Source organism: Sphingobacterium siyangense, assembly GCF_023277505.1.
In the GTDB taxonomy this organism is placed as follows: Bacteria; Bacteroidota; Bacteroidia; order Sphingobacteriales; family Sphingobacteriaceae; genus Sphingobacterium; species Sphingobacterium siyangense.
Genome location: NZ_CP080574.1, coordinates 2,318,342 through 2,343,060 on the forward strand (window position 1 = coordinate 2,318,342; position 24,719 = coordinate 2,343,060).

The window sequence follows — 24,719 nt, forward strand, 5'->3', positions numbered from 1 at the left end:
TAACTATGAAAATAACCGCTATTGAAACCTTTGTGTGCCATGCGCGCATGCGAAATTGGATTTTTGTCAAAATTATTACCGATCAGCCCGGACTTTGGGGCTGGGGCGAAGCCACCTTGGAATGGCATACGCAAAGTGTGGTCGGAGCAATCAAAGATATTTCTCAATTGTTGATCGGTGAAGATCCGCGTCGTATTGAATATCTGTGGCAGATGATGTATAGACAACACTTCTGGCATGGAAACGGGATCGTTCGTGGTACGGCCATCAGTGGTATCGACATCGCCTTATGGGATATTCTAGGTAAAATTCACAATGTCCCTTGTCACGAGTTGTGGGGAGGCCGTGTGCGTGATTATATCCGTTTGTATTGTCATTTAGGTGGAGGTCGCATGGAGGATTTTTATGAGACTGCTCCGGATGATGCCAAACGATTTGGTGATCTTGCGCTAAAAGCTGTTGATGAGGGGTTTACCGCTTTTAAATCGATGGCTGTCCCAGAGACCATGTCGTTGGAAGGTCTTCGTCCAATTAAATATGCTGAAGCTTGCGTGAAGGCGATGCGTGACGCTGTCGGCGACGATATCGATATTATGGTGGATTGCCATGCACGGCCAAGCCCACGTATGGGGATGCAATTTGCGAAAGCATTGGAGCCTTATGGCCTGTATTTCTTTGAAGAGCCATGTTGGCCAGAGTCCATGGAAGATATTGCCTTGATTCAACGGGCGGTGACGACACCTATAGCTTCAGGCGAACGTTTGATCGGAGTGCATGCATTTCGGGATATGCTCGAGAAGCGGGCAGTGAGTGTGATTCAACCTGATATTACCCATTGTGGCGGTCTCTCTGAAGCGCGTAAGATCGCAGCTTTGGCTGATGCTTACCGTGTCTCTATGGCGCCACATAACCCTCAGGGACCTGTGAGTACGGCCGCCTCCATTGAGCTGGGATTTGCAACACCATCCTATATTATTTGCGAAAGTGTGCATAAGGACGTTGAATGGCGCCAGGACGTGGTTACCGAAGGGTTTACAGTTCAAGAGAAAGGACGCATTGTTCTGCCGAATAAGCGCGCCGGTTTGGGTATTGAAATCAATGAAGAAGAGGTAAAGAAGCATCCTTTTCAACAGGAAATTTTGCAGCGAACCTTCTATAAAGACGGTAGTGTAGGGGATTGGTAGTCTAAAAATAGCGATAATGGAGGAATATAAGAATAAAGTCGTATTGATCAGTGGGGGACTTGGTGATATCGGAAGGGCTATGGCTGAAGCATTTTTGAACCAGCAGGCAATTGTATGCATCTCGGATCGGTTTGAACCACAGGCGGCGAGAGCGCAGTGGTCCTTGTTGGATGATGCTGGAGCACGTTTGTTTTATGATCAGGTCGATGTTGCAGACGCCAGACAGGTTGACGCCTGGGTACAACGCATAAGGCAGGAGTTGGGCGCAATATCCATCTGTATCGCGAATGCCGCATGTGTCACTATTAAAGACTTCAGCACGTTAAGCAATGCCGAATGGAAGAATGAAATGGCCGTTAATCTCGACGGTTCATTCTTCCTGGCGAATGCCTGTGCGAAGTCATTTGTGGAGACTGAGCTTGCGGGCTCGATCATTTTTATGGGTAGCTGGGCTGCACATGCCGTACATCAAAATTTACCGGCCTATAGTGTCTCGAAGGCGGGCCTGCGTATGCTTTGCCAGGCCATGGCTCTTGAATATGCAGCGTACGGAATTCGTGTCAACGAAATTGCACCAGGCTATGTCAATGCCGGGTTGAGTAAAGTGGTCTGGTCATCAAACGCCGAACTTCAAATGAAAGCAAAGGCTGTGGTGCCACTTGGCCAGATTATAGAAGCAGAAGAGGTTGCTAAACAGGTGCTATGGATCTGTTCGGACAATTGTAAACATATGACTGGTACCGCAATTGTGATGGATGGTGGACTGTCTTTGATTAGACCTTAACGTATGAAACAGAAAGACCTCTTGAAAGAAACGGCGGGTAGTTTGTACGGACGATTTGGACTTAGCCAATGTGATATTACTCCACCGATCGGCATCTATTCCCGTAATTGGGGGGCGGCTGCATTTGACCAGGGAACGGCTGTTCATCAACCTTTGATGATGCATTGTCTATATATGCAATCCTGCGATGGCTTGCCTGCAATCCTGCTAACCGCTGATTTAGGCTGGTGGAAAAATGCAGCTGATGAACAAAATTTACGATTAGCATTGCTCAGTCATTTTAATCTGGCTGAATCGCAGCTGATTTTTGCGCTATCGCATACCCATGCGGGGCCTAGCATCTGTTCGACAGATGCAGCGCAACCTGGAGGTGAACTGATTTTGCCGTACCTTGAATTCCTCAAACAACAGGCGATATCTTGTGTTGAAATGGCACAAAGTGGTTTATTTAAGGGGAGTCTAACCTGGAACTATGGTGTATGTGATTTGGCAAGCAACCGCGATCTGGAAGTGGATTCTCATTATCTGATTGGTTACAATCCATTGAAAGAAGCAGATACAACCTTGTTGGTCGGACGGCTGTATGATGAAACTGAAAGCTTAAAAGCGGTTATTTGTAATTATGCCTGCCACCCAACCAGCTTTGCTCACGAGAACGATCTGCTCTCACCCGATTTTGTGGGCGAAATGCGAAATACAGTAGAGCGCTCCTTATCCGTGCCTTGTCTTTTTTTACAGGGCGCGTCAGGTGATTTAGCTCCACGGAGACAATATGTAAAGGATCCAGCACTGGTGGAAGCCAACGGAAAGCAGTTGGGTTATGCTGTTCTCGCGACGCTGGCCCAGGAACAGCATGGTCATAAAAACTGGGTTTTTAAGGAATCCCTGATTTCGGGGGCTCCACTGGCCTGTTGGGGATTTCGGGAACAGACTGCTTCAATCGATCTTAAGCAAAGGGTATTATCCGTCAAAGTGCCTTACAAAAAGCTGCCTAGTCCCGAAGCAATTTTGAGTGAATACGAACGCTGTACGGATCGTGTTATGAAAGATCGCCTTTGGCGGAAATATAATACCCGTAAATCCATTGGAGATCAACAAGAAGCTATTATTCCGGTGTGGATCTGGAAAATGGGAGATGCCGTGTTGGTGGCGCAGGCCAATGAAGCCTATTCCTGTTATCAAATTGAAGTGAGAGCCCAATTTCCAGATCATACGATCGTTTTTATCAATATCGCGAATGGCTATGTGGGGTATCTCGCACCGAAGGAGCTTTATGATAAGGATATTTATGCCGTGTGGCAGAGCCCCTATGCCAGCGGCGGTCTTGAAATACTTATTGAACAAACTAAATTAGGAATTCAAACATTATTGACCGATGAAACTCGATTGGATTGATGTCGTTATTTTTGCCGTATATATTATTGGTATAGTGGTATTGGGCTTATACGCTTCGAAAAAAAACTCCGCCTCTAAGCGGGATTATTTTCTTGCGGGTGATAAGCTGCCCTGGTGGATGATTGGCGGAAGTATCATCGCCGCAAATATCAGTAGCCATCATCTCGTTGGCGCTATGGGGGCTGCTTATAGTCGCGGTTTTGTCGCGATTACCCTGGAATGGGGAGCGATTCTAATCGGTTTTAATGCATTATTATGGATATTTCTCCCTTTTTATATCCGCAATGGTTTCTATACGATTCCTGAATACCTCGAAAAAAGATATGGCAACGCTACCCGCGTGTTGTACGCTATTTTGATCCTGTTTACCTATGTTTTTGTGGAGATTGGGGCCGTTCTTTATTTGGGCGGTCTGTCGTTGCACGCTTTATTCGGCATTCCTATTTTATACAGTATTTTTGGAATGGCAATTTTGACCGGTTTATATACCGTTTTAGGCGGTCTAAAAGCGGTGATATGGACGGAAATGGTACAGCTTGTCATTTTGGTGCTGGGCGGAATAGTATTAACTTTTGCCACCATTGATGCGGCAGGAGGTTTTCAGTCTGTGGTAGAATCCTCCAAGGATTGGAAAATGTTTTATCCCGCATCTGATCCTGACTTTCCCTGGACCATGTATTTAGGCGGACTGTTGTGTATCAGCGTGTTTTATTGTGCTACGAACCAATTTATTGTGCAGCGCGTATTGGCGGCAAAAAATGAATGGCATGGGCGCATGGGTGTCATCTTTGGTGACTATCTTAAATTTTTGGTTCCCTTGATTATTACTATTCCGGCATTGGTGGCTCCAAAATTCCTGCCGCATCTCGATCAGCCCGATTTACTGTTTGCGACACTCGTGGAAACCTTATTGCCCAAAGGTCTGGTTGGTTTGGTGATGGCAGGGTTAATTTCGGCTATCATGTCCCATATTTCAGGAGCGATCAATTCCTGTACAACGATTCTGACCGTCGATATCTATAGCCAGTATATTAATAAAAATGCAAGTGACTACGAAGCAGTCCGTTTTGGTAAGCGCGCCGGAGTCGCTATTATCGTGCTCGGAATCATGAGTGCGGTTGTACTGATCAGTTATTCGGATAAACCAGTTTTCCTTTATTTGATGAATCTATACGGTCTTTTTACACCAGGCATTGCAACGATGTTTTTAATGGGGGTTTTTTGGAAAAGAACCACATCGCAGGGTGCTTTGACAGCAGGTTTACTGACAATTCCCCTTTCTTTACTTTTGGAATATGCCTTACCTGAAATGCCATTTTTTAATAGAACAGGTATTGTATTCTGGACTTGTATGATTGCTTGCGCCGTGGTCAGTTTGTTGACACCTGCGGTCTCAGAAGCAAGGTTAAAAAATCTTGTGTTGACGGGCGATTCTTTTCAGGTGCCGGATCAAGATAAAGCCGCTTACCGTGGATTTCGAAATCCGACCTTATGGTGGATAATTATAACGGTGTTGGTGCTCTATTTTTATGTACGTTATTTTTAGCTTAACTTGTTGAAGTGTTAAACTTTTAAAACTTATCCAGATGATCGAGCCAATACTGAAAGAATTAAATACCAAGATAGAGAACATTTTTCCGAAAATCGTTGCAATACGCCGACATATCCATCAGCATCCTGAATTGTCTTTCCAAGAATACGAGACAAGTGCCTATATTCAGCAACAACTCGGAGAATTGGGTATACCATTTGAGATTGTCGCTCAAACAGGTGTTGTGGCTGTGCTGACCGGTCAAAAATCGGCAAGTGATGATATTGTGGTATTACGGGCCGATATTGATGCTTTACCGATAGACGAGCAAAATGATGTGGGATATAAATCGAAGAATAGTGGTGTCATGCATGCTTGTGGCCATGATTTTCATACGGCTAATCTATTGGGGGCAGCATCTATATTAAATGATTATAAAACGGAGTTTTCCGGTAAAATTGTTTTGCTATTTCAGCCTGCTGAGGAAAAGATTCCTGGCGGAGCGATTCAGGTTTTGGAATCCGGGATTCTGGAATCTTTCGGTGGAACGATTAAAGCTGTGCTGGGTTTACATGTAAGTCCCCGTGTTTCTGTAGGAAAAGTCGGTTTACGTTCCGGGCGATTTATGGCCTCGAGCGACGAGTTCTATTTTACCATTAAGGGACGCGGTGGCCATGCTGCGGAGCCACATCGGGCTGTTGATCCCATTATGATCGGCGCGCAGTTACTCACCACCTTACAGCAAGTTGTCAGTCGGAAAGCCAACCCTGATGTACCATCTGTATTGACCTTTGGTCGTTTTATTGGAGATGGCGCGGCCAATGTTATTCCCGAGGAAGTCAAATTAGCCGGAACATTTCGTACAATGGATGAGGTGTGGCGCAAGGAGGCGCTGGAAATGGTTGCTGAAATAGCGGCGACGCTTCCCGTATCGCTTGGTGCAAAGGTAGAAGTTGAAGTCCGGCATGGTTATCCCGCGCTTTATAATGATCCCGCGTTAACGCAAAAAGTCAAAACTATTATCGCGGAGACGATGGGGAATAGTGTGCCACAAGATCTCGAAATCTGGATGGCGGCCGAGGATTTTGCTTATTATTCTTATCGTTATCCCGCCTTGTTTATGTTGATAGGCACAAATAATGACGATTCTGCCACACAATATGGTCTTCATAATCCACAGTTCAATCTGGATGAAAAGGCTTTCGAAACATCAATCGCTGTTTTAGTCAATGCAGCTATTTCCCTTTTGAATGAATCAAATGAATAGAAAAAAATTCTTGATGTCCTCCTTTGCATTTGGATTATCCTATGCCGTTAATGCGAATAATAAGGTGTTCTCAGAGCATGATAACGTAAAAAAGATAGGGATCATTGGGCTAGATATTACACACGCTGTTGCTTTTACAAGAGCGATTAATACGGCTGCTAGCAATCATCCCTACGGAAAATACAGGGTTGTTGCGGCTTATCCCTACGGAAGCAAAACAATTCCCTTAAGTATCGAGCGTATTCCGAAAATTACAGCGGAAGTGCAGCAGCTCGGTGTTTCGATTGTATCAAGTATTGCCGAGCTATTGAAAAAAGTAAACTATGTGTTTTTGGAGACAAATGATGGAAATCTTCATCTGGAGCAGGCACTTCAAGTAATCGAAGCTAAAAAACCTTTATTTATCGATAAACCAATAGCGAATTCCTATAAGGACGCTTTCCAAATTTTTCAATCAGCAAAAAACTACGATTGCCCTGTTTTTTCATCAAGCTCCTTGCGTTATATTACCGGTCTTCAGGAGTTGGATAGGACTAAGGTAATAGGCGCAGATGTCTATTGTCCGGCAGTAACGGAACCTTCGCATAAGGATCTGTATTGGTATGGCATCCATGGGGTCGAAATGTTATTTGCATTGATGGGACCGGGATGCCGCTCGGTAAAGACTATTCAGGAACAGGGTACCTCGTTTTATGTTGGAGAGTGGGCGGATGGAAGAATTGCCTCACTTCGGGGCATTCGCGAGGGAAAGGATGATTTTGGCGGTACGGTTTTTTTGAAAGATCAGATTGTCCATTTGGGACAATTTATGGGATACGGTCCATTGTTGGATAAGATCCTTCCGTTTTTCGAAACGGGTGTAAGTCCGGTTGACGAAAAGGAAACCCTGGCAATATGCGCATTTATAGATGCAGCCGAAGAAAGTAAATTAAATGGCGGAAATGTTGTTCAGCTTCAAAAATAGCGGGCGAGCCTGTTTAATAATTACTCTTCACCGTAATCAACAATGGACTATTAAAAATTGAGGCGGGTGATATGACCGTTTCATTCAGCGGAACGCTGTTACCATAACGCTCTTTCAGCTTAGCTTTCACTTCGGGGCTGCTTAAATCAAAATCTTTCAGTTTCTCAAGTTTCCCAACTTCGATGCCTGCTCCACGCTGGTATATTTTCCAGATCAATTCCGAGCAATAGATCTTATCGTCTGACCATTCGAATGTCGCGTCGTAATTTTTGCCGATAAAATCTTTGCCGATTGCTTTCATTTTGGCCAGTTTCGAATTGGTCAGTACCTGGTCTGCATTTTTGAGGCGTTTGACCGCGTAATGCTGCTTTTCGCCACGCACAATCCAGTGTTCTAACTTAGTTACAGTTACGGGCTGTACGGCTTCCAGTACATAAGGTTTACCGTTCTCATAAAAAATAATCCCACAATGGGAATACGGAGAACGCGTTGCTAATTGGATGGCCTTGCATTGCGGTGAAATAGAAGACTGAAAGATCATATCGCCATCGTTGAACTGGGGTAGTTTTGAATTAGCTTTCGATTGCTTGGGAACCACTGGCTTTTTTTGCCCATGAACTGGCAGTGTCAGCGCCGCGAAGATCAGAAGATAACTAACAAGAGATATCAGGTAAATAAGTGTCTTTTTCATTGTTTTATTTATGATTTACTGAAATAGTTTAATGATTTTCTTTGATTTGCTCCTTTCGGCGAGTTGAAAAGCAGATAATACGTCGGATTCATATTGATATACTTTCTCCGTGGTGGCACCTTTTTGCAAAAGATAATCTATGGCAATGTTGTTTTTCATTAAGATCGCTTTTCCAAGTAATGTACATTGTGTGAAGCTATAATCCGCTTTAACTTCATCTATACCCAGACGGTTCAGACTATTTAAAGAGGTTTTACGGATAAAATCCATATCGTTTTTTTCTATTGCCGCCTTCAGTACTTCGAAATCATCGACTTGTCTGTTTCTCGTCAGAAATAAGTGATGAAATTGTTTGGCAATAGCATACTGATCCTTTTCTAAAATCCGATGAATGGCATTGCTGCTAAATTCCTCTACCGTGGAAAATCCATGCAGATGACTAAAAAATAAAAGTATATTTTCAAAAGGGAGCTTGGTTGCCTCCAGCTGCGTTAGGCCGCCCAAATCGTTCGTGTCGAATAAGTTCTCCATGTGTCTGAGGCTGTCCAAAGCGATGAATTGAAATTCAGGTTGGTAGTCTGCGAGCCAATTGGAGGATTTGGATATGACAAAGTTGTTATCAGTAACCCTATAGTTGATGGCGGTAGCCGGTTCGGCATAGTTGATTATTGTTATTGTGCTATCTGATAGTTCATAATATTTTGAACGAAGATGCTCTGCCGTTGCGGTCGGGAAAAGTCTGTTGAGATCGATCTGTATAGCGTATACGCCCATCGTGTCCACAGGCAAATTATAACAAAGCGTCCCTTGGTCCGTAATGTAAAAAGGTAGTCTGTTTCCTGGCTGCTGTTGTGACTGAAAAGAGATCTTGTTTTGATATGCAAACAACGATGTTGCAAGACCGGCTAGTAAGTAAAGAAGGCAAAGACCTGTTTTTAACCCTAAGCGATTCATTGGATAAAATGTTAGCATGACTAATCGTGGTATTGTTCTAAAAACTGATTGATCTGATTGGTTAATCCAAACGATTCGGTTTCCAATAAATTGATCTCAGCTTGTATCTCAAGTGTAGTCGGCGATAAAGTTTGTTTTTGGTAGACCTGAATGTCCAGTTCCAAAACCGCTAATTGTAATGCTAGGAGCTGTTTACCTTCTGTCGTATGGAGTTGTAGTTCATTAAAAGCATGTTTTAATCGTTCCAATTCAGCGATTGATTTTTGGATGTCATTTTCATCGGCCTTGCCAAAGTTTGGATAGGCTTCTCCCAGCGTACGAAAAGCATCGAGGTATTCTTCCTCGGACATTTCATAAATATTCGAATAGAGCATATTGTACGCATCAATGGCGTCATAGGTATCCGCATCCATTAAGTCTTCGCGATAGTCCTCGACCAATTGTTTGATGTCTTGAGATTCAATCTGTAAAATTGACTCAATATCCTGTTTGATAAGATTGGCTAATTCCATGCTTTATGCTTAAGTAATTCAAATTCTTTGCTAGCACATTTGTGGGCTGACAAAGAATTTTGTGACTTTGGTATAGACAAAGATCATGTTTTATCGCAAAATTTCAATCCCTATAATCAGCTAATTTTTATTGGAATTGTCTCTCAGCGGTTTTTTATCACCTGAACATCTCCTATAGGCCTGTGTAGTCAATATTTCCATCACATTTTTTTGTCTTGTCGGACGTGTTTTTCTTTCTGCCCGTTAATCAAACAAAGAGCGGGAAGCCGTCGTACCAAAAAGGGATCAGAGCGATATCAAATTCGACATTTTTACATTGTTTGTTCAGTGCTTGTTCAGTGATCGTTCAGTGCTTGTTCAGTGATGACTCAGTGTAGACTGTATAATCAGTGACTAATGACTGTCTAAATACTGATTAAAAATTGTTTTTAGATATGACTTGATATCCATATGTTTCGATTTAATACTTATCTTGATCAGCTATACGCTAATCAGGAAATCAGTTTCATGTTTACTATTTAGAAATGGGGGATGAATTTTTCGCTACGCTGTTTTATTTAAATTATTTTACTGATATACAGTGTTATATGTATTTTTGTTTGATTTTATGAGTAAAAAGTACTCAATATATTTTGCAAGCTTAAATTTAATCTTCATATTTGTTGAGTAAAAAGTACTCAATAGTAGAAAGCAAAATTAAAAGCTATGATTGTATTAAATAAGCATCAGATAGTCACAGAGCAATTTCCAAATGGGGAGACAAAAGTGAAAGATTTTGATCAGTTGATCTTAAAGAACAATCTCATTGAATTTACTTATCAGGAGGATGGAGATTTAATCCGCTTGCTTTTTGTCAAAAAGCGATTGGATGAAATACCTACCGAATCTTGCAGATTACTGATCCGTTATATGCCCTATAGCCGTATGGATCGCAAAATTGAAGGTGATTTGTTTACATTGAAATATGTGTCGGAGTTTATCAATAGTTTGCAATTTGATGCAGTATCTGTTGTCGAGCCGCATTCCAATGTGACGCTGGAGCTACTGGCGAACAGTGTAGGGATTTATCCGGCATTGGACTGGTTGCCACAATTAATGGAAAAACTTGAGTTTTCGGAATCAGATCGGATTGTTTTTCCGGATAAAGGAGCTGCCGCACGTTACATCAACAGCGGCTATGAAAATAGCTGTATTTTTGAGAAAAAGCGGAATCCACAAACAGGCCGGATCGAAGGGATGGAACTTAAGGCCGGAGATATTCCGCTCGGCGCAAAATGTATTATTGTCGATGACCTGTGTTCGGCAGGGGGAACATTTCTTTGGGCAGGGAAAATATTGAAAGAAATGGGAGCCAGTGCAGTCTATCTTTTGGTCACGCATTGCGAACCCCGAATTTTTAAAGGGAACCTGCTGGATGATGATTCACCGATAACCAATGTCTTTACCACCAATTCTATGATGGATACCAAGCACCCCAAAATAAATTATATCAACTTAACGACTGAAAGCTATGTTTAAATCAATGAGCATGAATCCAATACTTTGGACAGATGGTTATAAATTGTGCCATAAGGATCAATACCCTGCACATACGCAATGGGTTTATGAGACTTGGACGCCGCGCATGTCCCGCATAGAAGGCATTAGTCATGTTGTATTTTTTGGATTGCAGGGGGCCTTGGCCGAAATCACGAATTCATTTGATGCAAACTTTTTTGCTCAACCGGAAGAGGAGGTCGTGGCGGCTTACGAAGAGGCAATAGCAGCTGTTTTTGAAAATACAAACACGAAGTTCGCATCGATGCATGAATCGAAACATATTCGCGATCTACATCGACTGGGGTACCTTCCAATCAAAGTAAATGCTTTGCCTGAAGGCAGCCTGGTGCCTATTGGCGTGCCAATGTTTACCATTGAAAATACACATCCCAATTTTTTCTGGCTTCCGGGTTATCTGGAAACACAATTATCGGCCTATATCTGGTCACCGATGACAGCAGCGACAATTGCAGATCGCTATAAAAGATTATTGACGGGTTTTGCCGAGAAAACGGGCGACGTCAATAAAGTCTTTACCCAAGCCGGTGATTTTTCCATGCGTGGCATGGGCTCTCCTGAAACGGCTTATCGTACAGCTGGGGGGCATCTGTTGAGCTTCGGTGTCTCAGCTACGCTTTCCGTTAGGGAGTATCTGAAATCCTACTATCATGCAAAAAGTGATGTAATGATGTATACCCCGTCTACGGAGCACAGTGTGATGTGTTCTTATGGTGAGGATGAAGTGGAAGCATTTCGGCATCTGATCACCAAGGTATACCCAAGTGGAAATATTTCCATTGTGTCGGATACATATGACCTCTGGAATGTAGTTGACAACGTATTGCCGAAACTGAAAGATCTTATTATGGCTAGGGAAGGAAAAGTTGTTATTCGCCCCGATAGTGGCGATCCTGTAAAAATTATCTGTGGTGATGTGGCATCTGATCGCAGTACCGTTCGGAAAGGTATCGTCGAACGTTTATTTGAACTTTTTGGCGGTACAACCAACAGCAAGGGATTTAAGGAGCTGGATCCACATATCGGAGTGGTTTATGGTGATTCCATTACAGTGGATAGAGCCGATAAAATATGTCAAGGTTTGCTCGATAAGGGCTTTGCTTCCACCAATACCATATTGGGAATAGGCTCTTATACCTATCAATATGTTACACGCGATACTTTTGGTTTTGCGTTAAAAGGAACTGCCGAAATTGTCAATGGAGAATTTAAAGCAATTCAGAAACGTCCGGCTACAGATACCGGAAACTTTAAGAAGTCACAAAAGGGTATGGTGGCTGTGGTATTCGAAAATGATGAATTTCGTTTAATAGATAACCTGAATCCAAAAACTATAGCTGAACTGGAAAGTAGAAACCTACTCCAAACCTGTTATTTGGATGGTGAATTTACACACACAACGCGTTTTGAAGAAATAAGGAATAGATTGAAAACTGAAACAATTCGAGTATATGGAAAATAGCGTAAACAAACCGTTTTTCATCCAGGATGAAAACGTTGCACAGTATGCACAATTGATGGCATCCTGGATTGCTCAGCAAGTGAAATCTGCAGGCCGTCAGGGACTTGTATTGGGAATGAGCGGTGGTATCGACTGCAGTGTTGTGGCCTGCTTATGCCGTCTGGCACAAGTAGATGTTCACTTGGTCATGATGCCCTATGGCAGCGATATGAATAATAGTAAAAGTCATCAGCATGCGATGGAGCTTATTCAGAAGTTTGATTTTCCGTTTCATGTGTTTGACATTCAGTCTGCTGTGGATGCGTTGGCAATTCATCAAGAACAATTTGTCGCGGAAGCCACAGCCGCTAACCGCGCCTTGAGCCTTGCAAATATTCGCCCACGTGTTCGCATGACATATTTGTATCAGTTTGCGCAACTGGGCAGCAGATTTGTTATTGGTACGGGGAATATGGCCGAAGCTACGGTAGGTTATTTTACGAAATGGGGCGACGGCGCCTACGATCTGAATCCGTTGGCAATGGTTACCAAACAGGAAGTATATACCTTGGCAAAATACCTGGGCGTACCCGAATCTATTCAGTATAAAAGTCCGTCTGCCGGCCTTTGGGAAGGACAGACAGATGAAGATGAACTGGGAATGACTTATGCGCAAATCGATGGGTTTATTTTGAAAGGTACATCGGGCAACCCGGTTATAGATGAACTTATTCGTAAACGTATACAACAATCTGCGCACAAGTTTGCAGCAGTGCCTACGTTCAAGGGTTAATTTTAACTAGTTACGGCAATTGGCTAGTTATGGCAATCGACGCAAGCACTTCATAGCAGCTAACAAGAGACAAAAACTATGCTTTAATGAAGATGATTTTTAATTGGAGGAAAAGTTTAATGGCCTCATCGTTTTGCGTAATAAATGCGGCGTTGAAATAAATATTGATGAAAGAAAATGAATAGCATGATAACACCATTTGATCAGATTGTCGATGTGCAGCATATTGCCAGCGGCAAAAGGGATAATATACCGGCAATGCTGGCATTGGCAGAAAAGGAGCAGGTCAGGCCTGCAGCTTCGGACCTGAAACGGACGCTGCTTTTGGCAATAGATGTTCAGAACGATTTTATGGAATCTATTGGGAGTCTTGCGGTCAATGGTTCCAAAGCAGATGTTCAGCGTCTAACACAATGGATGTACCGTAATTTGGGCTCGCTGACACAAGTGATGTGCAGTCTTGATTGTCATTCGATGATGCAGATTTTCCATGCCGATTGGTGGCTAGATACGGAAGGAAATCATCCGGAGCCATTTACCATCATTCGCTATGCTGATGTCCGCGATGGTATCTGGCGTGCTGTGAATGGCCATACAGCCTTAGCGCTGGATTATCTTCAGCATTTGGAAGCTGAGGGAAAAAAACAATTGTGTATCTGGCCATATCACTGTTTGGAGGGGACCTCTGGCGCACAGCTTGAGAGTCAATTTACGAATATGCTCTATTTTCATAGTGCTGTGCGTCAGGTAAAACCAGTCTTGGTTTACAAAGGACAGGATCCGAATACGGAAATGTATGGTATTATTAAAGCCGAATATGATGGTCATAAATTCGTAAACCATGCTGTACTTGAAGCAATACGGGCACACGATGCCATTTATATCGCGGGAGAGGCATCAAGCCATTGCGTATTGGCTTCGGCGGTGCAGATTTTGGAGTATTTTGAACATGATCGGTCCATCACCTCCCGTATTACCTTATTGATAGACTGCATGTCGCCGATTGCCGGATTTGAAGAGCAAACCTTCCTGCAGTTTGATGCTTTAAAAGAAAAATATGGGATACAGATCAAATTGTCAACCGAAGTAAATTTGTAGTACATGGCAAGCTCAGCAAAAAAATATGTATATGAATATCCGAGGCCTGCAGTAACGGTTGACTGTGTGATTTTCGGTTTTGATAAAAACCAGCTTAAGGTATTATTGACCAAACGTGCAATAGAACCTTTCTTGGGAAAATGGGCTTTTCCAGGTGGTTTTATTCAGGAAGAAGAAACCGCCGACGACTGTGCGCTTCGTAAACTGCAGGAGGAGGCCGGTCTCAAGGATATTTTCCTTGAACAGCTTTATACATTTTCAGACTTAGCGCGTGATCCGCGCGGAAGAGTGATCAGCATTGCTTATTATGCGCTTGTCAAGCCTGAAACGTATATTTTGGAAGCGGGTGCGGATATTGAAGCTGTAAAATGGTTTGGCATTGCTGAAAATAAAGACCTCGCTTTTGACCATAAACAGATCTTGAATACCGCCATCGAAAGGCTCAAAGGGAAAATACGTTATCAGCCGATCGGTTTTGAGCTTCTGCCCGAACAGTTTACCTTGCCCGATTTGCACAATTTGTATGAAACTGTTTTGCAACGGTCAATTGACCGTGGGAATTTTCGAAAAAAAATCCTCAGCATGGGTTTATTGATCGACCACAGCGATAAGCAGAAAGATCGGCGTGCCAGGGCTGCGAAAATTTATAGTTTTGACAGGGTAAAATATAAAGAACTTACTGAATCGGGGTTTTATTTTGAAGTATAAGTAGAACAGGTGGAGCAGGCAGAAATGAAATAATTCGTATAAGGTCATTTATTAATAATCGGGATTGTTTTATTCTCCTGATCTGTTGCTATTCGTGAATACCAACGAAATCAAGCCGGTGCTAACCCTGAAAATCACCACAATCATGTACTTCAAATTGATCGATCAAAGATTTCTGGGTGTAGTATTTTGCGATACGTTTATTCTTTAGCAACAACGAATCCCCCTTGATTTGTAATTCGAAAATAGGCTCTTTCTCTACTCGCTTGAAGATAAATTCATTGTGCTGGGTCTTTATGATTAGGCCTGTGTCGTTGCTGATAGCGGTAAATTCTTTAATCTGATAGATTTCATTGGAATCACAGACATTGACCAAAAGCAGCTGTTTTTTATTTATTTTGATTTCTGCAAGATCACAGGCATAACATATTCCTGAAAATTCGATACCATATTTCTTGAAACTATTTTTGCTCTCCGGCTGAAGAATATCAATCGGATAGAGCTGATTAAAAAGAGCCAGGTCATCATTGGGTGTGGATTTCATCGCCTCCTTTTTCTGTAAAGTGTCTATACTGGCTGGGGTACTAACTGCAATGGCTGTTTTTTGAGCCTCATTCTTTTGTTGGCAGCTAAAAAGCAATGCTATACAGGGTAGAAAAATAGTTTTTATAGTGAACTTCATGGTTGTTTTAGGTTAGTTGTACTTTTTTGAAATTGGTTATACATGTTTTTTATTCGATCTCGACCCATTTTTTTTCGAAATAGATCGTGCATACCGGTATATCGGTCGAATCGATGAATTTAGCTTGCACAAAATCACCCTTTGTGTCCACATATTTTAGTTTTGAGCCTTTACTGTCTAAGCCAGAGGTATCGTAATATGCACCCAGTTTGAGTTGAAATGGATTGTGTTCCACATCGTTGGTAAAGATGGAAAATAAAAGTAGTTTTTTTGAGCCTATATCTGCCTGCTCATAGCCAAAGAAGCGATGGTCTAAACGTATATTCGAATGTAGGCGTATGATGCTGTCTTGAGAAGCTAGGTTTACATAAGCTGTGGTGACTTCATCAGATTCCAGTACACTTTGCGCATTGGCATGGTCAATGCTATCCAGTTTGGCGTGTTTTGGCAATGCGGTGTCTTTTAAGACGGTATCTTTGACTGGTCTTTCCGTCGTTTTTGCGGGTGCTAGGTGTGCTTCCTGTGGCTTTGATTTTTCCTGACAGGCAATTTGCAATGAAAGAAGTATCAATGCGCCGATATAATAACTGTATTTGACATGATTCATTGTTCTTTCCGTTACAAAATCCAAACCAAAGTTGCCTAAAATAGGCTGAGAAAAAAATCCCTGTTTTCCGCTAATCGAAAAAATCGATAAATACGGTATTTTTACAGCATTCGCATGATTCTTGTCATATGGAATGGATTACTGCGATATAACGACAAACAGAAAAATTCGCGCATGGCACATCGTATTTATATCTATAATGTAAATCTCAAGACCAAAGAAACATATCCTTCTTATCTGGCCGAATGGAATTATGAAATTCCTTTCCTGATGCTACCTTTATTTTCCGCCAATATCCGGTCCAAAGGCAGCCAGCTTTATGCAAACAAGGAAGATGGGATCGCACGACTGCGCTATTTTTATGCGTTGTTGGCTGATAGGTATCAATTGCATTATAAAAAAATATATTTTGAGCCTGTCAATAGGATGTTTGAATTTTTGGAGGCTTTGCCTTTCGATACTTTTCAAATCGATGGACGCGATGTTTTTACCATGAATGAAGAAAATGGCGCGGAGCAGGCCAAAGATTGGGTGGCGGAAATAAGAATGAAGGCCGCTTTGTATGAACAAGCGGTCGAAGAACAGTCCTTAGATCCGCTGGACCCGCTTGTGAAAGAGTCTGGTTATACTTCATTTTTAGATGCTCTTCAAACCGATTGGATTGATTATGGCTTGGGCTTATGGGCAGAAGAGGTGTTGAAAGGACCAGGAACGGAAGTTTTTGAATTAGAGGGAAAGCAAGGATTAAAAAATGCTAAAGGTGATATTTTGCTTGACGCGATTTATGATGAGATATTTGAATTCAACGATCAGGGGATTGCGGTAGTTCAATCAAATGGACAATATGGTTATATCAATGCTAGCGGCGCTGAGCTGCTGTCCTGTCAATATAGCGACGCTTTCGATGCGCGGCATATCAATGGTAACAATTACGCTGAAGTAGAAGTGGCAGGAAAACGTGGGGTACTGCATATAGATGCCAAACAGCTGAGCATACCTGCAATCTATGATGAACTCGACTGGATCGCCTATGGATTTATAAACGCAAGACAAGGGGATAGCCACAGTCTCCTTTCGGCTGAAGGACGATTGATTATTTCAGATCCTGCACCCGAGCCGTTTATGTATGACTATAACAAGCTGTTCTATAACCGGCAAAAAGGAACGATAAAAAGGAAATATTACCGAATGGACGGTCAGTATTTAGGGACTTTTCTGGAAGGTAGTCTGGAGCCGCTAGCCAATGGATATTTTTGGATTAAACCCAATAAGCTACAGCCCAAAATTGCCGTCATTCAACCCGATGGTAATATTTTGGATGAAGGAATTGATCGGATTATAGTCTTGGATGGCTATCAAAGTATTGCCTATCTCAAAAATAAAAGATGGCAGATTTACTCGCTTGAACAGGGGGTATTTCGACTGATGGATAGCCTGATAGATAAAGTAGCTGTAGATAGCATACAGCAATACCGCAAAGATATTTTTGTCGTAAGCTGTGTTCAAGGACAGGGGATTTATGATGCTCATCGGGGGGAATGGTTACTTGAACCTGCTATTACCCATCAGAAAATCGAACATTGCTTTTTGGATTTTATGCGCATACACTGTCCTGTGGGAATGCGCTATTTCGATACGAAGCTTAACTTTTGCAGTGAGCTTTACGATTATATTTGTTCGCCTTTTCATTATCCAGCACCTGAGGCAATCTCAGGCGAACTCCTGTTGCTTTTTAAGGGAGAGAAGATCTTTCATCTCGACCTAAACCGGAATGTGATAGAGATACCCGAAACAGCATTCGGGCATTTATATACAGAACGTTATCAGCTACAGGGGCGTGATCAAAGCTATTTTGTGCAGTTTTATCAAGTCTGGACGAAACGCAAGGGTGATGGATATGAACAGTATTTCGATAATGAAACACTGCTTGAAAGGGGGAAGAAGCTCGATGCTGAAGGGAAGGTCTCCGAAGCCATTCGGCTGCTCAAAATCGCGGCCGATCGGGGCAGTGCAGACTGCCAATATTTCCTTGGAAATATATATACAGATGCAGGCTACGATGGAATGGATATCGCAAAGGGAAAGTTCTTCTATGAACAGGCAATGGCGCAGAACCATGCTCAGGCATGGAATAACTGGGCCTTTCTATATGCGACAGCGCATGGTGTTGAATTGGATATTTCGAAGGCCTTAAAAGGGTATCAGCAAGCTGTTGCGCTTGGAGAGGCGCAAGCCATGACCAACTTAGGGAATTGGTATTACGAAGGAGCCTATGTGGAACAGGACTATGCCTTAGCCTTAGATTACTTTAAACAAGCTGAAAAAGCGGGTATCCCCAACGATGCGCAAATGGCAGAAATCTATTATCAAAAACAAGATTACGCGAACTTATTGCGTTATTTAAAAAGGGATACCACAAATCAATTTGCCGCTATTTATTATGGGATTTTGTATGAGGAAGGACTGGGCGTTAAACAAAGTTTGCCAAAAGCGATCCGTTACTATGAGCAAGCCAATGAAGAAAACGTGTATGCCTATGCTGTCAATCGTTTGCTGCAGCTGTATGCTGCGCATGGAGCTGCAGCAAACGTGGATAAATACGAGTTTTGGTTAAATTTTGCTAAAGAAAATGCTGTTGAAATTGATCAATAGTAAGAGAATTATTATCGCATAGAAAATGGCTCATCGCATATATATTTACAATACAGATAAGAAGGATCAAGATTACTTTCCGCATTATTTAGGGGAATGGAACTATGTGATTCCGCCGCTTTTTTTACCCTTATTTGCTGCTAATCCGAAGGCAAAAGGTACCTTAGTTTATTCCGAAAAGGAGCCTGGAATCCGTAAGCTTCGCGCTTTTTATGATTTGCTCATTCGTGAATATAGGTTAAATTCAGATGCGTTGGCCATGGCAGCTATCGGGAAACTGTTCGATTTTTTGGACGGTTTGCCCTTTGATTACTTCCAGCTGAACGCGAGTGATGTATTTAACATGAGCGATGTTAAACATAGTCAACAGGCAAAAGATTTTGCATTTGAAGTCTATGAGAAGAATTTGCCCTATGAAAAAGCAATCGAAAAACAGTCCATAGCTGAGCTCGAATCTATTTTGCTTCCCGCTGGTTATACTTCTTTTTTAGCGATGCTCGAGCTGGAATGGGGCAACTATGGCTTGGGCTGGTGGAATAGCGAAGCGATTGATAGTCTGGATAATCAATTTTTTGAAGACCAGGGGCTTTGGGGGATACGCAATGCAAAAGGGGAGGTGAAGGTCGAAGCAAGCTATCAGGAAATTGGTGATTTTGACTATGAAGGGATCGCTGTCATAAAGAAAAATGACCTGTTCGGTTATTTGAATAGGGGCGGAGAAGAAACTATTCCCTGTATTTATTCATCGGCAGCACCAGCCCAATATGGAGTTGGATCAACCGTTGGTAAGGTGAGCTTAGCTAAAAAATACGGATTGATCAACGTCGGGAACGGAGAAATAATCATACCACTTGAATATGATGAACTCGAAGATTTTGCTTTCGGTTATTACCAGGGAAAGAAAGATCAGCAATACTACATTATCGACGCCCAAGGTCAGTTCTTCAATGTTTTTGGTACAGACAAGCCGTTTGACATAGATTATGATGGATTTATCTATCAAGATATTCCCGAAAATAAACTGCGTCATTATTATTCCAGCAGAGGCATTTTACTTGGTGCTTTTGCCAGTGGTACACTGAGCGAACTGCTGTTTGATTTTTATGCGGTCAATTTGAATAGCAAAAAGAAAAAATCTGTTTTGTCTCCCGATGGAACTTTCTTGGTCAAAGATGTTGATATACTCAATGCTGGAAACGGTCGAGCTGCATTGTTCTTTGCCAATTCCGGTAGCATTCGTTTGTTTGATCTGGAAGCCCGGGCCTATGTACTGCAAGACTTGGTAATGCAATCCATTCAAGGGGGGACTGATTTCGGTAATGGTGCCTGGGATTGCTATATCATCGAAACAGCTGCCGGAAGTGGGATCTATCAGGCCGCTGAAAAGGCCTGGCTGATCCCGATCTCAACGCACTATGTGAAGATTGTTTATGCTGCGGTGATGGATTATTTTATTCTGAAAGACCATGCGGGAAGATATTACTATTTTGACGCAGTGCAAAGGGCCGTCAGCTCCGCCTATGATTATGTCTGTGCAAGCGTTAATCACTATCAGGATCTGATGTTATTGCAAGGTGACCGCTTGTATAAAAAAGGCTACGATGGTGTGGAAGTAATTCAGGAAGAACAATATGGCCAATTTCTGAAGAAGCTGGATCAATTGTCAGGAGAAGATTTTGATGTATGTAGTCGTTTTTTTGAACGACGGAAGACTGCAAAGGGCGATAATTTTGAATCCAGCTATGATAGTTATACCTTGTATCATATGGCCTTAGACTGCTACCGGCAGGGCGATGTTGAAAAGGCGATGCGCTATTTTACCTTTTCTGCCGACCAGGGAAATGAAAGCAGCATGCATGAACTTGGGAATATCTTTACGGATACCGATAGCGAAGACAATCGTTTTTTAGATTTGGACAGGGGAATTCAATATTATGAACAGGCCGCCCAAAAAGAATATGCCCCTGCCTGGAATGCAATTGGCTACCTCTTTCAGTATGGAATCGGCTATAACAAAGACTTGAAAAAGTCATTTGATGCTTACATGAAAGGAGCCGAGTTGGGGAATGGCTATGCTTTGTCCAATTTAGGTTACTTTTATTCAAGTGGGATCTATGTTGAAGAAGATCTGGAAAAAGCCCTCACTTATTATCAGAAAGCGGAATTAAAATTAGTTGAAAACAACAGCAATATGGCCTCTATCTATTACAGTTTGGAAGATTACGATCGTCTATTGGTTTACTTGAAAAGAGATAAGGAAAATAGTTATTCCAATATTTATTATGGATTGCTCTATGATCAGGGACTGAAATTTAAAAAGGACAGTAAAAAAGCGATCCACTATTTTGAGCGTGCCAATGACTACGGCGTTTACGAAAGTGCCACAGCGCGCTTATTGGATTATTACAAGAATGATCCTACATTTAGAAATCAGGAAAAATTTGTCCATTGGTTAGGTTTTGCAAAAATCAATGAACTGGATATCGAACAGGATTTATTGCAATGGGATAATCAGTCCGATGATTCAAATGCAAGTTCTTCCTTTTTTAGTAAACTATTTAAAAAGAAAAAGTAAATCATGTTATCATCAGCAAATATAGATTTTAGTGGCATTCTGATCGACTTGATCATGATTGTTTTTTTTGGATTTGGAACGATTTATACGTTAACGGTAGGTATTGTTCATATCGTAAAGAAAAAAACACGAACCGCGGGGTATTATTTTCTGTCGTTTTTTCTGTCGGGTTTTATTGGACTCCTGATTGCAGGATTGCTAGCCTTTTTTTGGGCGATGTCATTGTCGTAAAGTGAAGGCAATAAAGTGAATTTAGCACAATGATCTTTTGACTGGCAGTCAAAAGATCATTGTGCTATGTAATTCCATCAATGGTTTTTGGCGTTGACAATATGCATGAGGTGGTGGTTACAATGCCATGCATACAGGCCTATATTGACCTTTAAAGAAATTAGTCTTTTGGTAACGGGGTGAATAAAACCCCTTTCAAGTTGTTCGGCTGAAAGGCTTTTCAGCAGTATGACCCAACGTTCATGTAGACCTTCAAGCAATTTTACCGAACTTTCTATGGGAATTATTTTGGCGTCGGGAAGTTCGGCCCACAATTTTTCTTCATATAATTTGATGGTTGGATCTTCTTCCGTTAGGGCCAATTTGAACCGGACAAAGCTATTCATATGGCTGTCGGCACAATGGTGAACGACCTGACGTATAGTCCATCCGTCAGGACGGTAACGCTTCTCTAGCGCACTGTCCGTAAGGTCGCCGACTTCGGATTTTAACCGAGCCGGAAAATCTGCAATTGTCTTGATCCAGTCATTCAACAGGGAGCTGTCAATTACATCGGGTATCGCGAAACGACCTATGGGGTATCTGAGTTTTTCTAATTCATGTTGCATAACCTAAAATTACTTAAAATAGATGCAAGGTTCCTAATCTTTATGTTCATGTTTTCGATGAATATTTTTTTTCGATACGTTCTTGTGCAAGCTGTAATTTGGATGCGATAAAGAATTGTGTTAATTTCGGCAAAAATGCTAATATCAATGATCCTCCCGTTTTTGTGGAGGATCATTGATATTAGCATATAAAAGCACAAGAAATGAAAAGTCTAAAAGAACTGATTGATACAAGTAATTCGGGATGGAAGCTGGTTGAGGGCTGGTTGAAGGAAGCGACAAATTCATATGAAGTGCTTCCTCAAAACCCTAAGCGGGCTGATGAGGAACTTTTAAGGGCACAAATTACGACGAAATCTCCGATGGGGGCCATTATTCATCAAAGCGGTGGTATACTGATCGATGGTGGCTGGTTGCGAATTTTAGGCTCCGGTTCGCCAAAGCTGAACCGCGGAATTATGGAGTGGAATAAGGGCAAAAGTTTTGACAAGGAAGGCGAAAAAGGAGGATTTCTTCTTATAGCTGACGATGTTTTGGGTGGTTATTTTGCCATCAATGCCGGCGCTCTGGGAGATGCTATTGGACAGGTCTATTATTTTGCTCAAGATACCTTGCAATGGGAAAGTTTGGAATGTGGCTATTCGGACTTTGTTTTTTGGGCTTTGAAAGGGGATATCAGACAGTTTTATGAAACATTTAAATGGAAAGACTGGAGTGAAGACGTCAAATCGTTGAATGGTAATCAAGTTTTTTCGTTTTATCCTTTTCTATGGACTGAAGAAGCACGGGATTTTCGTAAAGTAGATCGCAAGCCAATGGCAATCGATGAGAACTACCATTTTACGATGGAATTTGCTGGCAGACGCTAATCGTTATTTTAATACGACAAACCCTTCAGCTTAATGCTTTAATAGGGTGATAGGACAATATGTATATTGTCCTATCACCCTATTAAAGCGAGAAAAATAACCCTGAATAAGATTTAAACGGATTTATTTTGAAGGCTAAAGCTAACTTCATTCAGTTTGATCAGTTGTATTTGTATTCCTTCTGCAAGACCAAGCTGCGTAGCGGCTTCTTTTCCCAGTTTAAGTACATGAAATCCTCTGCCTCGGTAGGTAAAATTGCATTCATATTCTCCGGCATTGATCATAATCCTTAATTTTTGGGATTTAGTGGGAAATAAAGGTTTAAATTCTTTTGTAATCCTTATTTGCGATTTCTTAACGTCATCTGCAGTAATCTTGTTGCCCTCCGAAGGAAAAAGCATGTTTGTCGGTGGTGTCTGTACTGCGGAGGCTTGGGACTCGGCGTTTTGCTCCTGAATTTCCTGAGCTTTTGGAGACTCATTTTGTATCGGTTCAGAACTTGTTTTATCCTGACGTTTCTTCTCTTGGCGCCCTTTCTTTCTATTGTTTTGATTTGCAGTTTTTGCCGCAGTTTCTGTAGGAGGTACGGAAGGAGTAGGAGTAGAAGGAGTTTTGTGCTCGGTTTCCGCTGCTGTAGCCAGACTAGTCATTGCTAAAGGCCGTTTAATGATATTGCGGATGTAGTAGTGTTTTATGCGCGATTTGTCGGTGTTCCGCTCTTCAATTTCAAAATCTTCCCTGTAGGCTTTAAAAAGGTGGGACATCTTGTCGTATCCGTAATTTCGCGCATCAAAATCAGGTTTCCTTTTATTGAAAAGACTTCCGATTTCACCTAGGAAAGCCCAGCCATTTTCATCAGCTGTATCATCGACAGTGTCTTTTAAAAGTTCCAGGGTTTCTTCATCTAGTACTGCTATACTTGCCGGGTTTTCAACCGGGGCAGGTTTGGGTTGATTTTGCTGTTTTTTCTTTGTGACTGTTTCTTTCTTTTGATTTTTCTCGAAAATTTCCACATAGATAAACTTGTCACAGGAGGCGATAAAAGGCTTAGGTGTCTTTTTCTCACCAATACCGATTACGAGTTTGCCTGATTCCCGGAGGCGCGTGGCCAAGCGGGTGAAGTCGCTGTCGCTCGATACAATACAAAATCCGTCCACTCTGTCCGAATGCAGAATATCCATGGCGTCAATAATTAATGCGGAATCAGTAGAATTTTTGCCTTGGGTATAACTGTATTGTTGTATGGGGGTAATCGCGTGGGTAAGAAGTTTGTCCTTCCATTTTTCAACATAAGGGTTGGTCCAGTCTCCGTAGATGCGTTTGATGGTTGGAATCCCGTATCTTTTGACTTCATTCAAAATCTCTTCGATCTTTCGATAAGATACATTATCCGCATCGATTAGTATTGCGATTTGCAAATCCCCATGTTCTGCCATATATGTTTAGATTATTTTTTCAATATTTGAACTCTTTTCTATTCGTGTGACCTTTCTGATCTGAATATATTCGTTAAAAATACAGTATTGTTAAAGAATTTCTTGAATTTTTTAGAATTAATTTGAATGCTATTTTTTTAGAACATGCGATCAGCTGCTTTTGTTTGGGTGTAGGGGGGG

General features: G+C 41.9%; 22 protein-coding genes. 15 read left to right on the forward strand and 7 right to left on the reverse strand.

From position 1 onward, the window contains the following. The first annotated feature begins 5 nt into the window (after positions 1–5). Genes dgoD through K2F45_RS09345 form a run of 6 tightly spaced genes read left to right on the forward strand, consistent with a single transcriptional unit; the run spans position 6 to position 7,125 of the window. A complete protein-coding gene (dgoD, locus tag K2F45_RS09320) occupies positions 6–1,184 on the forward strand; it encodes a galactonate dehydratase (RefSeq protein WP_088160977.1) in 1,179 nt (392 codons plus the stop codon). 16 nt (positions 1,185–1,200) lie between these two features. Beyond that, complete coding sequence (locus K2F45_RS09325) at positions 1,201–1,968, forward strand: SDR family NAD(P)-dependent oxidoreductase (RefSeq protein ID WP_237242087.1); 768 nt, start codon at positions 1,201–1,203, stop codon at positions 1,966–1,968. Between the two features lie 3 nt (positions 1,969–1,971). Beyond that, positions 1,972–3,363, forward strand: coding sequence for a hypothetical protein (locus K2F45_RS09330; RefSeq protein ID WP_075991903.1), 1,392 nt, complete (start codon positions 1,972–1,974; stop codon positions 3,361–3,363). Next, positions 3,344–4,909, forward strand: a complete 1,566-nt coding sequence (locus K2F45_RS09335; RefSeq protein WP_088160980.1) for an SLC5 family protein — start codon at positions 3,344–3,346, stop codon at positions 4,907–4,909. Before K2F45_RS09330 ends, K2F45_RS09335 begins: the two co-directional genes overlap by 20 nt. A gap of 40 nt (positions 4,910–4,949) precedes the next feature. Further along, the gene (locus K2F45_RS09340; RefSeq protein WP_075991904.1) at positions 4,950–6,161 is read left to right on the forward strand and encodes a M20 metallopeptidase family protein; all 1,212 of its coding nucleotides are present in this window, start codon (positions 4,950–4,952) and stop codon (positions 6,159–6,161) included. Continuing rightward, the gene (locus tag K2F45_RS09345) at positions 6,154–7,125 is read left to right on the forward strand and encodes a Gfo/Idh/MocA family oxidoreductase (RefSeq protein ID WP_248933387.1); all 972 of its coding nucleotides are present in this window, start codon (positions 6,154–6,156) and stop codon (positions 7,123–7,125) included. The genes K2F45_RS09340 and K2F45_RS09345 overlap by 8 nt, the downstream gene beginning before the upstream one ends. Positions 7,126–7,138: 13 nt before the next feature. Here K2F45_RS09345 and K2F45_RS09350 read toward each other — a convergent pair whose 3' ends face one another. Genes K2F45_RS09350 through K2F45_RS09360 form a run of 3 tightly spaced genes read right to left on the reverse strand, consistent with a single transcriptional unit; the run spans position 7,139 to position 9,282 of the window. Continuing rightward, positions 7,139–7,816, reverse strand: a complete 678-nt coding sequence (locus K2F45_RS09350) for a YiiX family permuted papain-like enzyme (protein WP_075991906.1) — start codon at positions 7,814–7,816, stop codon at positions 7,139–7,141. A 15-nt stretch (positions 7,817–7,831) separates the two neighbouring features. Then, positions 7,832–8,770, reverse strand: coding sequence for a hypothetical protein (locus K2F45_RS09355; protein ID WP_157626007.1), 939 nt, complete (start codon positions 8,768–8,770; stop codon positions 7,832–7,834). Positions 8,771–8,790: 20 nt separating this feature from the next. Further along, on the reverse strand, positions 8,791–9,282 hold the full coding sequence (locus tag K2F45_RS09360) for a hypothetical protein (RefSeq protein ID WP_075991908.1): 492 nt from the start codon (positions 9,280–9,282) through the stop codon (positions 8,791–8,793). A 705-nt stretch (positions 9,283–9,987) separates the two neighbouring features. On the opposite strand from K2F45_RS09360, the gene K2F45_RS09365 reads away from it, so the two are divergent. From K2F45_RS09365 to K2F45_RS09385, 5 genes are all read left to right on the forward strand, one after another. Beyond that, the gene (locus tag K2F45_RS09365; protein ID WP_248933388.1) at positions 9,988–10,800 is read left to right on the forward strand and encodes a hypothetical protein; all 813 of its coding nucleotides are present in this window, start codon (positions 9,988–9,990) and stop codon (positions 10,798–10,800) included. Positions 10,801–10,810: 10 nt separating this feature from the next. After that, positions 10,811–12,301 carry a nicotinate phosphoribosyltransferase gene (locus K2F45_RS09370; protein ID WP_198386073.1) on the forward strand — a complete coding sequence of 497 codons (1,491 nt, stop codon included), beginning with the start codon at positions 10,811–10,813 and terminating at the stop codon, positions 12,299–12,301. Further along, complete coding sequence (gene nadE, locus K2F45_RS09375; RefSeq protein WP_075991911.1) at positions 12,291–13,073, forward strand: NAD(+) synthase; 783 nt, start codon at positions 12,291–12,293, stop codon at positions 13,071–13,073. The genes K2F45_RS09370 and nadE overlap by 11 nt, the downstream gene beginning before the upstream one ends. 186 nt (positions 13,074–13,259) lie before the next feature. Continuing rightward, complete coding sequence (locus K2F45_RS09380; RefSeq protein WP_248933389.1) at positions 13,260–14,171, forward strand: cysteine hydrolase family protein; 912 nt, start codon at positions 13,260–13,262, stop codon at positions 14,169–14,171. Positions 14,172–14,174: 3 nt separating this feature from the next. Then, positions 14,175–14,879 (forward strand): NUDIX hydrolase, encoded by a 705-nt coding sequence (locus tag K2F45_RS09385; protein WP_075991913.1) that lies wholly within the window; start codon positions 14,175–14,177, stop codon positions 14,877–14,879. Between the two features lie 121 nt (positions 14,880–15,000). Here K2F45_RS09385 and K2F45_RS09390 read toward each other — a convergent pair whose 3' ends face one another. Beyond that, complete coding sequence (locus K2F45_RS09390; protein ID WP_088160988.1) at positions 15,001–15,561, reverse strand: hypothetical protein; 561 nt, start codon at positions 15,559–15,561, stop codon at positions 15,001–15,003. A gap of 49 nt (positions 15,562–15,610) precedes the next feature. Further along, the gene (locus K2F45_RS09395; protein WP_088160989.1) at positions 15,611–16,168 is read right to left on the reverse strand and encodes a hypothetical protein; all 558 of its coding nucleotides are present in this window, start codon (positions 16,166–16,168) and stop codon (positions 15,611–15,613) included. Positions 16,169–16,282: 114 nt separating this feature from the next. Between K2F45_RS09395 and K2F45_RS09400 the strand changes: the two genes are divergently transcribed. From K2F45_RS09400 to K2F45_RS09410, 3 genes are read left to right on the forward strand one after another with little or no spacing between them, the layout of a single operon-like run. After that, positions 16,283–18,820: an SEL1-like repeat protein gene (locus tag K2F45_RS09400; RefSeq protein ID WP_248933390.1), complete on the forward strand. Its 2,538-nt coding sequence runs from the start codon at positions 16,283–16,285 to the stop codon at positions 18,818–18,820. 25 nt (positions 18,821–18,845) lie between these two features. Beyond that, entirely contained in the window at positions 18,846–21,395 is a 2,550-nt protein-coding gene (locus K2F45_RS09405) for an SEL1-like repeat protein (RefSeq protein WP_248933391.1), read from the forward strand. Positions 21,396–21,398: 3 nt separating this feature from the next. Beyond that, a complete protein-coding gene (locus tag K2F45_RS09410; RefSeq protein ID WP_075991917.1) occupies positions 21,399–21,626 on the forward strand; it encodes a hypothetical protein in 228 nt (75 codons plus the stop codon). A gap of 77 nt (positions 21,627–21,703) precedes the next feature. Here the strand turns inward: K2F45_RS09410 and K2F45_RS09415 are convergent, their stop codons facing one another. Continuing rightward, a complete protein-coding gene (locus K2F45_RS09415; protein WP_075991918.1) occupies positions 21,704–22,234 on the reverse strand; it encodes a YfiT family bacillithiol transferase in 531 nt (176 codons plus the stop codon). A 203-nt stretch (positions 22,235–22,437) separates the two neighbouring features. On the opposite strand from K2F45_RS09415, the gene K2F45_RS09420 reads away from it, so the two are divergent. Beyond that, positions 22,438–23,103, forward strand: coding sequence for a DUF2625 domain-containing protein (locus K2F45_RS09420; RefSeq protein ID WP_075991919.1), 666 nt, complete (start codon positions 22,438–22,440; stop codon positions 23,101–23,103). Between the two features lie 113 nt (positions 23,104–23,216). Here the strand turns inward: K2F45_RS09420 and K2F45_RS09425 are convergent, their stop codons facing one another. Beyond that, complete coding sequence (locus K2F45_RS09425) at positions 23,217–24,539, reverse strand: NYN domain-containing protein (protein ID WP_248933392.1); 1,323 nt, start codon at positions 24,537–24,539, stop codon at positions 23,217–23,219. Positions 24,540–24,719 lie beyond the last annotated feature (180 nt).

Coding starts and splice junctions, on each gene's coding strand:
- K2F45_RS09405 (WP_248933391.1), top strand. CDS start 18,846: ATGGCTCATCGCATATATATTTACAATACAGATAAGAAGGATCAAGAT.
- dgoD (WP_088160977.1), top strand. CDS start 6: ATGAAAATAACCGCTATTGAAACCTTTGTGTGCCATGCGCGCATGCGA.
- K2F45_RS09410 (WP_075991917.1), top strand. CDS start 21,399: ATGTTATCATCAGCAAATATAGATTTTAGTGGCATTCTGATCGACTTG.
- nadE (WP_075991911.1), top strand. CDS start 12,291: ATGGAAAATAGCGTAAACAAACCGTTTTTCATCCAGGATGAAAACGTT.
- K2F45_RS09330 (WP_075991903.1), top strand. CDS start 1,972: ATGAAACAGAAAGACCTCTTGAAAGAAACGGCGGGTAGTTTGTACGGA.
- K2F45_RS09335 (WP_088160980.1), top strand. CDS start 3,344: ATGAAACTCGATTGGATTGATGTCGTTATTTTTGCCGTATATATTATT.
- K2F45_RS09370 (WP_198386073.1), top strand. CDS start 10,811: ATGAATCCAATACTTTGGACAGATGGTTATAAATTGTGCCATAAGGAT.
- K2F45_RS09390 (WP_088160988.1), bottom strand. CDS start 15,561: ATGAAGTTCACTATAAAAACTATTTTTCTACCCTGTATAGCATTGCTT.
- K2F45_RS09340 (WP_075991904.1), top strand. CDS start 4,950: ATGATCGAGCCAATACTGAAAGAATTAAATACCAAGATAGAGAACATT.
- K2F45_RS09395 (WP_088160989.1), bottom strand. CDS start 16,168: ATGAATCATGTCAAATACAGTTATTATATCGGCGCATTGATACTTCTT.
- K2F45_RS09420 (WP_075991919.1), top strand. CDS start 22,438: ATGAAAAGTCTAAAAGAACTGATTGATACAAGTAATTCGGGATGGAAG.
- K2F45_RS09360 (WP_075991908.1), bottom strand. CDS start 9,282: ATGGAATTAGCCAATCTTATCAAACAGGATATTGAGTCAATTTTACAG.
- K2F45_RS09365 (WP_248933388.1), top strand. CDS start 9,988: ATGATTGTATTAAATAAGCATCAGATAGTCACAGAGCAATTTCCAAAT.
- K2F45_RS09355 (WP_157626007.1), bottom strand. CDS start 8,770: ATGAATCGCTTAGGGTTAAAAACAGGTCTTTGCCTTCTTTACTTACTA.
- K2F45_RS09385 (WP_075991913.1), top strand. CDS start 14,175: ATGGCAAGCTCAGCAAAAAAATATGTATATGAATATCCGAGGCCTGCA.
- K2F45_RS09425 (WP_248933392.1), bottom strand. CDS start 24,539: ATGGCAGAACATGGGGATTTGCAAATCGCAATACTAATCGATGCGGAT.
- K2F45_RS09345 (WP_248933387.1), top strand. CDS start 6,154: ATGAATAGAAAAAAATTCTTGATGTCCTCCTTTGCATTTGGATTATCC.
- K2F45_RS09380 (WP_248933389.1), top strand. CDS start 13,260: ATGATAACACCATTTGATCAGATTGTCGATGTGCAGCATATTGCCAGC.
- K2F45_RS09350 (WP_075991906.1), bottom strand. CDS start 7,816: ATGAAAAAGACACTTATTTACCTGATATCTCTTGTTAGTTATCTTCTG.
- K2F45_RS09415 (WP_075991918.1), bottom strand. CDS start 22,234: ATGCAACATGAATTAGAAAAACTCAGATACCCCATAGGTCGTTTCGCG.
- K2F45_RS09325 (WP_237242087.1), top strand. CDS start 1,201: ATGGAGGAATATAAGAATAAAGTCGTATTGATCAGTGGGGGACTTGGT.
- K2F45_RS09400 (WP_248933390.1), top strand. CDS start 16,283: ATGATTCTTGTCATATGGAATGGATTACTGCGATATAACGACAAACAG.